Here is a 12610-nt window from a genome sequence, read left to right as displayed (position 1 = left end):
GCCGGCTTGGCGGCGGCGGCGCCGGCAGCCGCGGGTTCGGCGGCGGCGGGCGCCGCTTCCAGCTGCGCGCGCAGGGCGACGATGCGCTCGGCCAGTTCGCGCTCGCGCACCAGCCGCGTCTCGTTGTCGGCAAGCACCTTGCGTGCGCTTTCCTGCGCCTGCAGGAGCTCGGCCACGCGCGCATCGTGGTGCCGGGCGCCGCCGGACGTCTCGCGGTTCAACGCGGCCAGCTCCGCGGCCAGCCGGTCCAGGTGCTTGCGCGTGTCCTCGATGATCGCCGGCGTGGCGCTCTGCCCGAGCGCGACCTTGGCGCAGGCGGTATCGAGCACGCTGACCGCCTTGTCCGGAAGCTGGCGGCCGCTGATGTAGCGGTGCGACAGGCGCACCGCCTCGGTGACCGCCTCGTCCATCACCCGGATGCCGAAGTGCTTCTCCATCAGCGGCACCATGCCGCGCAGCATCGCCGCGGCCAGCGTCTCGCTCGGCTCCTCGACCTTGACCACCTGGAAGCGCCGCGCCAGCGCCGCGTCCTTCTCGAAGTACTTCTTGTATTCGCTCCAGGTGGTGGCCGCGATGGTGCGCAGCTCGCCGCGCGCCAGCGCCGGCTTGAGCAGGTTCGCCGCGTCGTTCTGGCCGGCGGTGCCGCCGGCGCCGATCATCGTGTGCGCCTCGTCGATGAACAGGATGATCGGATGCGGGCTCTTCTTGACCTCGTCGATGACGTTCTTCAGCCGGTTCTCGAACTCGCCTTTGACGCTGGCGCCGGCCTGCAGCAAGCCCATGTCCAACACATGCAGTTCCACCCCCTGCAACACGTCCGGCACGTCCTTCTCGGCGATGCGCCGGGCCAGCCCCTCGACGACCGCGGTCTTGCCGACGCCGGCTTCGCCGGTGAGGATCGGATTGTTCTGGCGCCGCCGCATCAAGATGTCGATCACCTGGCGGATCTCGCCGTCGCGGCCGATCACCGGGTCGATCTGCGCATCGCGGGCGCGCTGGGTGAGGTTGGTGGTGAACTGGTCCAGCGCCGGGGTCTTGGTCAGGCCGCCCTTGCCGTCCGGCGCGCCGGTGAGGCCATCGACCGGGTCGCCGCCGGCGTCGGCCTGGCCGGCATCGGCGAAACGCAGGCTTTGCCCGGCTTCCTGCGAGCCTTCGGTGAGGCGGGCGAAGTCGTGCTTGAGCGCGTCGAGTTTGATCTTCACGAACTGCTTGGAACCGCGGTAGGCCAGCTGCGACAGGTCCGGCTCGGTCAGCATCGCCAGCAGCAGATGACCGCTGCGGATGCGCGTGGTTTCCGAATCCAGCGAGGCGATCAGCCAGGCGTGCTCGAACAGCGTGGGCAGGTGCTGGGAAAATACCGGCGTGCGCGTATTGCCGGCCTTGAAGCGGCCGACCTCCTCGCTGAGATCGCGTTCCAGCGTCTCCGGCGAAATGCCGCAGCGGCGCGCGATCAGCACGAAATCGCTTTGCGGTTGCTCCAGCAGCGCCAGGAACAGATGCTCCAGGTCGACTTCGTAGTTGCCGCGCGCCATGCACAGATTGGCCGCGCGCTCGGCCGCCTGCCGGCAGGTGTCGTCGAGTTTGCTGATCAGGGTCTTGAGATTGATACTCATGCGAAAACAGGACGCTCCATGCTGGCGGTTTCATGATGTGGCACCGACGTCACTGCCTGCCGTCGGCGTTGGGCTCGCGCCCGGGCTATTGAAGGGTATGCAGGCCGTAGGTGGTGTCGGCGCGCGGCTGGGTCTGCGGGCGCGAGCATAGGTAGCTGTCCCAACCCAGGCGTACGCCCAGTGCTTCGCCGACGCCGGAGCCGCGTACGTCCTCGGCGCGCAGCACCAGCTTGACCTCGTATTCCAGCCCGCCGCCGGTGAGCAGCGTCAGCCATTTCGACAAGGCCTTCGCGGCGCTGCTTCCGGGCAGGAACTGGTCGAAAGCCTCGCGCTGCAGCGGACCGAAGCGCAGGCGCATGCGCAGGTCGCGCTGCCACACCCGGTCGCCGGCCAGCGCACTGGACCCGAGCGTGGCATTGGCCTGGCCCAGCCGCGTGGCCTGTTGCGCCGGCACCTTGTACCAGGCGCCGACGAACTGTTCCAGCTCCACCGGCACCTTGAAGTAGTCGGCCAGCACGCGCTGCAGCAGCTTGGCCGAGATCGGCCGCTGGCGGATGGCGCCAGCGTAGTACGCCACCGCCTGGTCGAAGACGTCGCCGCCGCCGTCGACCATGCGATCGCGCAGTCCCGGCATGCCCATGCCCAGCAGCGACAGCACCAGCGGCAGGAAGCGTTCGCGCCGGTCCAGCTCATACTGCAGCGCCAGCCGGTGCTTCTTCCACGCGGCGTAGTGCAGCGCCACCGCGCGGTTGGAGAACATGTCCAGGAACGCGCGTGGGGTACGGTCGCGCTGGTACAGCTCGCGTTCGTGCAAGGTCTCGGTATAGTGCAGCGGCAATGCGCCGGAGGTGCCCAGCAACCCCATGAAGTTCGGGGTCAGATGCACTTCGCCCAGGCTCTCGGTCTCGATCGCGAACGCCAGCGCCGCATCGCTTTCCAGGCGCTCGCCGTCCTGCGAATAGGCCTGGCCGACGGGGTCCAGCTCGGTCGCCGGAAACGCCAACGACAGCGAGTTGTGGAAACGCACGCGCGTGGGCAGGGCCTGACCGGCCTTGACCCCCTGGCGCTGGAACACCCGCTCTAGAATCCGCATCGCCTGGAAGAACTGGAAGCGATGCGGCTCGGCCAGCAGTTGCAGCGCTACGCCAGGATCGATTCGCCGCTTCGCGGTAAGCATCGGACGAGTTCCTCCCCTGTTTCGCTGGAAATGAGCACCAGCCGGGTAAAGCTGTTGGCGTGGACGTAGAGGCCGAAGAAGTGGTCGAGCACATGCGCGAACGCGGCCACGCCGGTCCCGACGAAATGGTTTTCGCTGATGGTCAAACGCACTTCCAGGCCGCGCACCACCGATGCGAAATGCTTGCCGGACAGCCAGGTGGTGACCGGATGCTGCTCGATGCCGACGATGCCGTCGATCTGCCGCGACGACACGCTGCTGCCGGAGATGTCGTACAGCCGCAGCATCTCCTTCAACGCCGGCAAGCCGCTGCCGGTCAGCGACAGCTGATTCAACGACAGGTGCGAGATCAGCCGCCATTGCGCGCCGCGCCCGTGGCGGAACCGCAGTGGCCGGCTCGGCTTGCGCAACAAGCTGATCGCGCGCGCCGGGGTTCCGCCCTCGATCGACAGGTCGCCGCCGGCGATGCCGTAGGCGAGCTGGCTGGGCAGATCGCGATTGCTGCAGGTGAGCTCGACGCTGACCACATCGGTCTGCGGCAGGGTCGGATTGAATTCCAGGTCAACGAAGCTCAATTCGGTTTCGTAACCGGGACTCTGCCGCGCCACATCCTCGTCGCGCCGCGCCACCCAATACTGGCCGGCGCGCTCGGGGTCTTCGCCATGGTGCAGCGAATAGAACGGGCGGAACTCCTGGATCAGCTCGCCCTGCGGAGTCTGCCGGATACGGTGCACCGAATCGATCGAATGCACTTCGTAGGCAAAGGCGCGGCGCCCGTCGGCAATCACCGGATAGGTGACGCTGCGATGGGTGACGCGGATCGGCTCGCCGTGCTGCGCGAACAGGTTCACCACCGGGGTGCAGCCCAGGCGGATGTTCTTGCAATCCAACTCCTCGAGCACTTGGTTGGCGGCGCGATCGGGCGGCGTCGCTTGTAGGACCAGGTGCAAGGTGAACCAGCGGCTGGCGCCAGCGGTCACCGGCTTGAGCTGAAGATCGAAGAAGCCGAACTTGTCCGGGTAGCCGAACAGCTCGGTCAGCAGACGGTAGGCCGGGTGCGAACGCGCCGGGAAATCGATCAGCGATTCGTCGTCGGCGAATCCCACTGGCGCCAGCGGGGTTTCCGCCAGCCGGCGCCAGCGTCCGCTGCCGTCGGACTCGACATAGGCCGCCTTGACCCCCAGCGCCAGCGCATCGCGCATCGCCGAGCAGAACGACGGCTCGCCGTCGACGAAGAAACGCAGCGCGTCGGTGCCCAGGCCGGCGAACGAGGCCTGGTCGGACAACAGCTCGAAGCTGATCGAGATCTGTGCGCCGGTGCCCGGCGGCAGGCTGACCGCCATCGGCGCTTCGGCCACGCCGCGGTAGCTGGCGGCCTTCACCGCCACCGGCGCCAGTACCACGTCGTAGGCGGTGCGGAACCGGCAGTTGATCCCGCGCACCGGGCGCGACTGCAGATAGCTGCCGCGCGGCACGCGGATCGGCGCACTGAGCTTGGCAGCCACGCCTTCCATGTCGAAATAGGCGATGGAGCAGGACGGAAACGGCCGCAGATAGTGCGGATACAGCACTTCCAGCAGCGCGTCGGTGAACTCGGGGTAGTCGTCCTCGATGCGCTTGGAGATGCGCGCGCCCATCAGCGCGAACGCCTCGATCAGGCGCTCGACATGCGGATCCTGGCTGCCGTCGGCCGACAGCTGCAGGCGCCCGGCAATCTTGGGATAGCGCTCGGCGAACTCGCGCCCGTAGCGACGCAGATAGCCCAGTTCGCGTTCGTAGTAGGGAAGCAGGTCTTGCATGGTCAGGGCGCCGCCTGGCGCCGCAGGCGGCTGACCGAGTACTGCAGCGTGGACGGTTGCAGCATGGCGTCGAAGCTCACCGGCTCGCGCGCCGGCTCCATGTCCAGCAACGCATGGATGGTGAAGTGCAGGCCGCCGCCGAACTGGCCGGCGGTTTCCAGCTTCACGTGCACGTTGCGCAGGCGCCGCTCATGGCGCGCGATCGCCTGCTCCAGCGAGCGGCAGATCATCGTGCGGTCGTAGCCATTGGCCAGGCTCATCGCGGAAAAATCGCCGAGGCCGTAGGTCAGCAACGACTGCTTGCAATTGGGAAATTCGGTGAGGCCTTCTTCGCTGAAGGCCGAACGGGTGTTCAATAGGCCTTCCAGGTCGCGAGCGACCGATTCCTTGTACTGGTCGATGGAGATGGCCTTGAACACATGCGATCCACCCGTGGACTTGGGCGTGTCGTCGAACAATTTTTCCAACAGACTGGGTTCGAGTCCCTTCATTGACCGCCCCTACGTGAAGTCGTCCTTGAGCCTTGCTGCCAACTAGGCGCGACCGGCGGATGGCGCGGCCCTGCTGTGCGTCGGTCCTGTGTCTGCGCGCGGCGAGGAAATGCGATGGCGCGCGAAGGCGCCATCGCAAAACAAACATCAAACGGTGTAGTTGGGAATGTTCTTGGTAGCACTCCACTGCGCAACCGCTTTGCCGCCGACTCCGCCTTCCGGCTTCTGCTGGTTGTAGGTCCACTTGATCGCGCCGAAGCTCAGTTGGACGACTTCCTGCGGCATGCCGTCCTCGTCCACCGTCGTGGTGACGCGGTGGACCAGCACGTTCATCAACTCAACCAGGTAGTAGTTGATGGCATTGCCGTCCTTGTCGGCGCGCATGAACTCGATGCGGGCTTTGGGGAAGGTGGTGCCGTTGGCGCACGCCTGGTTCAGCGCTGTGGTGGATAGATCGATCGCCTTGACGATCTCGATTGGCGACAGGTTCACACGAGCGGCCGACTGACCGCCAGCGGTGGATGCGGTGGCCGAGCGCGGCTGCAACAAGTCCTGGGAGAACGACTTGATCTCCACCCAATCCTTGTGCTTATCGTCGTGCGATTCACCCTTGATGGTGTCGATAGAAAGAAACGCGTGCTGCATATCTGGTCTCCTAAATTCCGGTCTTCCGTGAGATTGTTTTGCCAGGAGCGGCCTGGCGGTTATTTGCCTGTCCCGAAGGACATTGCGTCAATTGCAAAACAGTGGGATCTCCGTCCCTCGACGCTACGACAACAAGAAACGCTACGCCTTCTTGGTACCAGCCGGCAGTTCGGCCACCAGACGCAACGAAACAGACAGCTCATCGAGCTGGAAATGCGGCCTGATGAAGGCCACCGCGCGGTAGACACCGGGTTTCCCCGGCACTTCCGAAACTTGTACGGACGCTTCCCGCAAGGGGTATTGCGCCTTTGCTTCCTGACCGGCGTTGTCGTCCAACAACACGTACTGGGAGATCCAACGGTTCAGGAAATCCTCGACATTACGCGCCGAGGCGAAACTGCCGATCTTCTCGCGCATCATCGCCTTGAGGTAATGGGCGATACGCGACACGGCGAACATGTACTGCAGCTGCGCCGACAGGATCGCGTTGGCATTGGCCGAATCGGTGTTGTACTTCTTCGGCTTCTGCGCGGACTGCGCGCCGAAGAACGCCGCATAGTCGGTATTCTTGCAATGCACCAGCGGAATGAAGCCCAGGTCGCTGAGTTCCTTCTCGCGGCGGTCGGTGATCGCGATCTCGGTCGGGCACTTCAGCGCCACTTCGCCGTCGTCGGTGCGGAAGGTGTGGGTCGGCAGGTCTTCAACCAGACCACCGCCTTCCACACCGCGGATCGCCGCGCACCAACCATAGTCCTCGAACGCCTTGGTCAGGCGCGTGGCCATCGCATAAGCGGTGTTGCACCACAGATACTTGCTATGGTCGGCAGCGTCGACGTCTTCCACGAAGTTGAAGCCTTCGACCGTAGTGCCGTCCTTCGGGTTGTACGGCAGCCGCCCGAGAAAACGCGGCATGGTCAGGCCGACGTAGCGGCTATCCTCCGACTCACGGAACGACTTCCACTTGGCGTATTCGACAGTGTCGAACACCTTGGCCAGATCGCGCGGTTTGCCCAGGTCGGTGAAGGTTTCCAGACCGAACATCGATTCAGACGCGGCAGAGATGAAAGGCGCGTGCGCCGCAGCGGCCACATGCGACATCTGCTCGACGAAGTACATGTCCTCCGGCTGGCGGCCGATGTAGTAGTCGCCGACCAATGCGCCGAATGGCGCACCGCCGAAGGTGCCGAACTCTTCCTCGTAGACCTTCTTGAACAGCGCGCTTTGATCGAAGTCGATCGCCGACTTGAAGTCGCGCACCAGATCCCGCTGGGGCGAGTTGAAGACCTTGATCTTCATCGTCACGCCGGTGGACGTCTGCTCGCACATGTAGTGCAGGCCGCGCCAGCTGCTCTCCAGCTTCTGGAACTCCGGCGCATGCATCACCGCGCTCAGCTGCTCGGAGATGATCCGGTCGATCTCGGCAATGCGCGCGTCCAGCGTCAGATTGAGGTTGTCCGACACCACGACGGTACCTTCCAGCACCTCCTTGGCCAGCTCGGAGATGATGTCCTTCGCACGCTGGTGCTCGGTCTCCGATTTGGCGACCTTGCTCTGCTCGACGATCTGGTCGAGCAAGCCTGTTTCTGCCAGCGTAGCGGGCACCGAATTGTGGGTGGCACTCGAAACCTCTGCGGCCATGGCTTACTTCTCCTTTTCCCGACCCAGCTTCTTCAGCTGTTCGGTGTTGTTCAACACGTCCGTTAGCAGGTCTTCGAGCTTCTCGTTACCGGCCAGCTTGTTGCGCAGGTCGGCCAGCTTGGTGCGCGATTCGAGCAGCTTGCGCAGCGGTTCGACCTGATCGACCACAGCCTCGGGACGGAAGTCGTCGATCGACTTGAACTTGAGTTCGACGCCGAACTCGCCGCCGGCATCGCTGATCTTGTTCGGCACGCGGTAAACCGCGCGCGGCGCCATTGCCTCCATCACCTCGTCGAAGTTGTCGAGGTCGACGTTGACGAATTTGCGGTCCTTGACCTTGGCCAGGGGCTGTTCGGGATTACCGCTGAAATCCCCAAGCACGCCTACCACGAACGGCAGCTCCTTCTGTTCGATCGCGTCACCCTTTTCCACGTCGTAGGTCAGCTGCACGCGCGGCGGCCGAATCTTCTGCAGACGTTTCTGGATGCTTTCCTTCTTAGCCATGGGTGTCTCCTGACGTTAAGGCTTTAGGGGAGTCCGGATGACCGGTCAGTTGCCGCCTAGGTTCTGGAACGGATCGGCCGACGCATTGGGCGTTTCCTTGGGCGGCGCGGCGTCTTTCGCAGCCGGCGGCGCGGCGCGGCGGGTGTTGCGGAAGGGCTTGCGCTTCTTCGGCTCTTCAGGCTGAAAGATATCGTCGCCCATAGTCGCGCGCAGCGTGCTGGCCAGCGTCTCGGCCTCCTTTCGAGCTGTGCCCGAAGCCAGCGCACCGCGGCCCTGCAGGCGCTGCAGCGACTGATTGGCGATACGGAAGCCGGCGACGGTCAACACGCCGTCAGCGACTAGGTCGTTGGGATCGCGCTGCAGCACTTCCTGCGCCGCGACGATGGCGCGCGCGTAATTGGCGCGGTCGAACTGCAATTGCGCGATGCGCACCCACGGCTCCTTACGGGTAGGGTCGGCGCGACCGGCGTCTTCGAAGGTTTTCAGAGCCTGCTCGGGGCCGCCGCTGGTGACTTCGGCTTCGGCGCGCGACATCGTGGCGTCGAACGACCACGGTGGCGGAGCCTTCTTCGGCGCGGAAGCGCAACCGACGAGGGCGGAGAGTAGAACGAGTGCAAACATAGGCCGGAATGTGACCAGCCCCTTGACTACCGTCATCATGACTTCCTCTGAAAACCAATCCTGGAGTTAACCTGGGGACCCCGATGTGAAGACGGGGTGAGCCAAGGCATGCGCGTTGTTTCGTTAGTTTACAGCCGCTAATAGGGCCGGGTATAGTGGGCTTCCACGACCGCGTCAAGCCGGCCAGAGTCTGCCCCATGCTGCTTCTCTGCACGGGCGGTCGGGCGCACCGCACAGGGCCGAACACTACTGAGTGGCTGGATGCGGATCGCCCTCCGTCTGCCACGTCAGAGCAAGCATGAACATATCCGCCCACCGTTTCAATTTTCTGTTGGCCCTTGTTGCGGCCATGCTGGCCCTGTCCGGCTGCGCCAGCGGCGGCATCGGCAAGGCGATGGACAAGACCCTGCAGGCAGTGGGCATCAAGGAAGCAAAGCCAGAGGCGCCTCCGATGATTCCGCTGCGGCTGTTCGCCGGCAGCAACCTGAATGCGGGCACCGACACGCACGCCACCGCCGCGGTGGTCAAGATCTATCACCTGCGCAGCGCGCAACGCTTCGAGCATGCCGCGTTCAACGCGTTCCTCGATCAGGCTGGAGAGCAGGCGGCGCTGGGCGCGGACCTGCTGTCGGTCAACGAGATCGTGCTGACGCCAAGCGCCCGCCAGGAACTGAACGAGCAGATGTCCGAAGGCACCACCACCCTGGGCGTGGTGGCCTTGTTCCGCGCGCCGGCCGAGGGCCGCTGGCGCATGGCCTTCGATACGCGACGCAAGGAATTGCCGACCCAGGGCATCACCATCGGCATTCACGCCTGCGCGCTGACCACCGACAGCCCGGCGCTGGTCACCCGCCTGGCGGGCGATCCCAGCAGCCTGGCGTCGGTGCGTTGCGCCGCTGCGCGCTAGCGCCCGCCTGCGCGGACGCGTGCTGTAGTATCCCGCCCGTCGGCAAGGAATCTGCGGTATGGACGCGAGGCATTGCCTCTCGCGGCCGGCCGGATCGGTGCGGACCGACCTCTTCAAAATCCAGGGATAGACCCGTGTCTCATGTAAGCAGGATGTCGAAAGTATTTTGGGGCGAAGGCCTGTTTTTGCGGCCGCAGCATTTCCAGCGCCAGGACACCTACCACGAAGCAAGGCTGCAGGATCTGGCGCAGACGCTGCATCCCTATGGCTGGGGAACACGCCGGATCCGCTTCGATCCGCAGAGCATGGCCAGCGGCAGCCTGCGCGCGCTCGACCTGTCGGTGGTCTTTCCCGATGGCGAATCCTACGACGCGCCGGCGCACGACGCGCTGCCCGATGCGCTGTCGCTGAATGACCTCCCCGCCGGCGTCCAGACCACCACGGTGTACCTGGCGCTGCCGTTGCTGCGCGACGACGGCGGCAACTGCAGCGATGCGGAGGGCTCGCAACTGGCCCGCTACCAGCAGCTCAACCGGCCGACCAGCGACCTGTACACCGACGCGGCCGAATCGGAACTGGCGTACCTGAGCAAGGCGGTGAAGCTGCTCACCGACGACACTCCGCGCGATCCGTACGTGACCGTGCCGGTGGCGCGCGTGCGCCGTACCCCGACCGGCGGCTTCGAGCTGGACGAGGACTTCATCCCGTCATGCGCGCACATCGACGCCTCGCCGACGCTGTATCGCGAACTGCGCGGCCTGCTCGACTCGCTGCAGGCCAAGGTCGATGCGCTGTACGGGCTGCATCGGCAACCGTCGCAGCACATCATCGAATTCCGCTCCGGCGACATCGCCTCGTTCTGGCTGCTGCATACCGCCTGTTCCTCGTTCGGCGCGCTGTCGCACCTGTTCCATCATCCGCAACTGCACCCCGAGCGCCTGCACCAGGAACTGCTGCGCATGGCCGGCGCGTTGCTGACGTTCTCCAACGCCTACCAGCTCAACGACCTGCCCCGGTACAACCACGCCGCGCCGGAAGCCTGCTTCCAGCGCCTGTTCCAGATCGTGCGCGACCTGCTCGACACGGTGATCTCGGCGCGCTACTTCAAGATCGCGCTGAGCGAGGTCAAGCCGTCGTTCCACCTGGGCCGGATCGATTCGCAGCGGATCGACGAGAACGCCGCGTTCTACCTGAGCGTGTCGGCCGACATGCCCGGGCCGGAACTGGTGCAGACGGTGCCGGTACGGTTCAAGGTCGGTGCGCCGGACGACGTCGAGAAGTGCGTGCTGTCAGCCCTGCCGGGCGTGAAGCTGACCCACGCCGCGCAGGTGCCGGCGGCGATCCCGGTCCGTCCCGGCAGCTACTATTTCGCCCTGGAAGCGCGCGGGCCGCTGTACGAGCGCATGCTCAAGGCGCAGTCCATGATGCTCTATGTGCCGTCCGGCATTGATGCCCTCAAGATGGAACTTGTCGCGGTGACCTCATGATGAACCCGCTGCCCCCCACCCCAGGCCCGATGCCGTCGCTGACCGCGCAGGCGCCGCACGGCCTGGCCAGCGCGTATCCCTCCACGCCGCAGAGCCTGCTCGACCTGATGGCCGACGGCTTCTACCTGTTGCTGCTGCTCAAGCGCGCGCAGATGCCCGGCGACACCGAATCCTTCGTGCAGTCGGTGCAAACATTCCTCGATGGCGTGGAACGCAGCGCGGTCAAGCTCGGCATCGCGTCCGAGGACATGTACGCGGCCAAATACGCGTTCTGCGCGGCGGTGGACGAAGCGATCCTGTCGCAGCCCTCGGCCCTGCACGCAACCTGGGAACGCAATCCGCTGCAGCTGCGCCTGTTCGGCGAACACCTGGCCGGCGAGCATTTCTTCGATCGCCTCGAAGAACTGCGCCGCCAGGGCGCCGTGCGCCTGCCCTCGCTGGAGATCTACCACTATTGCCTGCTGCTTGGCTTCGAAGGCAAGTATCGGCTGGAAGGGCCAGAGAAGCTCGGCTACCTGACCGCGCGGCTGGGCGACGAGATCATCTATTTCAAGGGCAAGCGCACCGGTTTCGCACCGCATTGGCCGCCGCCGGACACCGTGCGCCATGCACTGCGCGGCGTGGTGCCGCTGTGGCTGCCGGCCGCGCTAGTGGCCGGCTTTGGCCTGCTCGGCTTCTTCGGTCTGCGCCTGTACCTGGACCACCAAACCGAGCAGCGCATGGCCGCCTACAACCAAGTGGTGCAGATGCCGCAACGCACCGCGCACATTACGATCACCCTGCCGTGAGTACGTCGCTATGGATATGCCGACGCTGGCCGTCGCCTTCGCTAGTCTGGCGCAGCCGTCCCAACACGCCCGCCTGATCCAACTGCGCGCCCCGGTCGAGGGACTGGTGGTGGAACGCTTCTACGGGCAGGAAGCGGTGTGCGGCGCCACCGTGCTGCAGATCGCGTGCCTGGCCACCTCGGCGTTTCTTGATGCCCAGGCGCTGCTGGAGCAGCCGCTGGACCTGCAGCTGCGCCAGGCCGACGGCACGCAACGCCACTGGCAGGGCCTGTGCACCGAAGTGGCGCAACTGGGCGGCGACGGCGGCTTGGCCCGCTACCGGCTGACCCTGGCGCCGTGGACGGCGCTGCTAGAGCTGCGGCGCAACGCGCTGGTGTTCCAGGACCTGGACGCGCGCGCGATCTGCGAACGGATCTTCGCCGACTACCCGCAGGCCGCGTTCCGCTTCGACGTGCAAGCCGCGTTGCCCGCGCACCCGATCACCACCCAATACCGCGAGACCGACTGGGCCTTCGTCACCCGCCTGCTGGCCGAGGCCGGCCTGGCCTGGCGCTACGCGCACGCGCAGGACGAGGACAGCGAGGCGACCGCGGCCACGCTGGTGATCTTCGACCCGCAGGCGCAGGTGCCGGACAGCGGCACGATCCGCTTCCACCGCAGCGACGCGGCCGAGGCCGACGATGCGATCGGCGCCTTCGGCGAGCGCCGCTGCGTGGTGCCCACCGCCAGCACCGTGGCCAGCTGGCACAGCGAGCAAGTGCGCGCGGTCGCCGCGCAGGCCCAGGCCGAGGCCGGCGCGCTGCCGCCGCTGGAGGTCTACGTGCAGCCGCGCGCCGGGCGTTTCGCCCAGCAGGCGACCGCGCAGGATCAGGCGCAGGCGCGGCTGGACGCGCTGCGCGTGCCGCACACGCTCCACGCCGGTGCCGGCAGCGCCCGCGTG

At 65.8% G+C, this 12610-nt stretch carries 12 protein-coding genes; 4 read left to right on the top strand and 8 right to left on the bottom strand.

Annotated features, from left to right (window positions below):
• From F7R02_RS22385 to F7R02_RS22350, 8 genes are all read right to left on the bottom strand, one after another.
• Window positions 1-1613 (bottom strand): Clp protease N-terminal domain-containing protein (locus F7R02_RS22385; protein WP_151210210.1); only part of this gene is annotated, 1613 nt, incomplete at its 3' end.
• An 85-nt stretch (window positions 1614-1698) separates the two neighbouring features.
• A complete protein-coding gene (gene tssG / locus F7R02_RS22380; protein WP_078591214.1) occupies window positions 1699-2790 on the bottom strand; it encodes a type VI secretion system baseplate subunit TssG in 1092 nt (363 codons plus the stop codon).
• Window positions 2754-4589, bottom strand: a complete 1836-nt coding sequence (gene tssF, locus F7R02_RS22375; protein WP_078591213.1) for a type VI secretion system baseplate subunit TssF — start codon at window positions 4587-4589, stop codon at window positions 2754-2756. Before tssF ends, tssG begins: the two co-directional genes overlap by 37 nt.
• A 2-nt stretch (window positions 4590-4591) precedes the next feature.
• Window positions 4592-5080 (bottom strand): type VI secretion system baseplate subunit TssE, encoded by a 489-nt coding sequence (tssE, locus tag F7R02_RS22370; RefSeq protein WP_019302186.1) that lies wholly within the window; start codon window positions 5078-5080, stop codon window positions 4592-4594.
• 147 nt (window positions 5081-5227) lie between these two features.
• Complete coding sequence (locus F7R02_RS22365) at window positions 5228-5725, bottom strand: Hcp family type VI secretion system effector (RefSeq protein WP_002812667.1); 498 nt, start codon at window positions 5723-5725, stop codon at window positions 5228-5230.
• A gap of 141 nt (window positions 5726-5866) precedes the next feature.
• Entirely contained in the window at window positions 5867-7363 is a 1497-nt protein-coding gene (gene tssC / locus F7R02_RS22360; RefSeq protein ID WP_078591212.1) for a type VI secretion system contractile sheath large subunit, read from the bottom strand.
• Window positions 7364-7366: 3 nt separating this feature from the next.
• Window positions 7367-7867: a type VI secretion system contractile sheath small subunit gene (gene tssB, locus F7R02_RS22355; protein ID WP_002812671.1), complete on the bottom strand. Its 501-nt coding sequence runs from the start codon at window positions 7865-7867 to the stop codon at window positions 7367-7369.
• A gap of 45 nt (window positions 7868-7912) precedes the next feature.
• Window positions 7913-8401, bottom strand: a complete 489-nt coding sequence (locus F7R02_RS22350; protein WP_078591211.1) for a tetratricopeptide repeat protein — start codon at window positions 8399-8401, stop codon at window positions 7913-7915.
• A 385-nt stretch (window positions 8402-8786) separates the two neighbouring features.
• On the opposite strand from F7R02_RS22350, the gene tssJ reads away from it, so the two are divergent.
• The 4 genes from tssJ to F7R02_RS22330 all read left to right on the top strand — a co-directional run.
• A complete protein-coding gene (gene tssJ / locus F7R02_RS22345; protein WP_078591210.1) occupies window positions 8787-9395 on the top strand; it encodes a type VI secretion system lipoprotein TssJ in 609 nt (202 codons plus the stop codon).
• 152 nt (window positions 9396-9547) lie between these two features.
• The gene (tssK, locus tag F7R02_RS22340; RefSeq protein ID WP_078591209.1) at window positions 9548-10882 is read left to right on the top strand and encodes a type VI secretion system baseplate subunit TssK; all 1335 of its coding nucleotides are present in this window, start codon (window positions 9548-9550) and stop codon (window positions 10880-10882) included.
• A complete protein-coding gene (icmH, locus tag F7R02_RS22335; protein ID WP_172397289.1) occupies window positions 10879-11670 on the top strand; it encodes a type IVB secretion system protein IcmH/DotU in 792 nt (263 codons plus the stop codon). The genes tssK and icmH overlap by 4 nt, the downstream gene beginning before the upstream one ends.
• Window positions 11671-11680: 10 nt before the next feature.
• A partial coding sequence (locus F7R02_RS22330; RefSeq protein WP_208789132.1) for a type VI secretion system Vgr family protein occupies window positions 11681-12610 on the top strand: 930 nt, incomplete at its 3' end.

This window comes from Xanthomonas cissicola (assembly GCF_008801575.1).
Classification (GTDB): domain Bacteria; phylum Pseudomonadota; class Gammaproteobacteria; order Xanthomonadales; family Xanthomonadaceae; genus Xanthomonas; species Xanthomonas cissicola.
The sequence above is the reverse complement of the archived record's forward strand: the minus strand, read 5'-3'. Positions and strand labels throughout refer to the sequence as shown.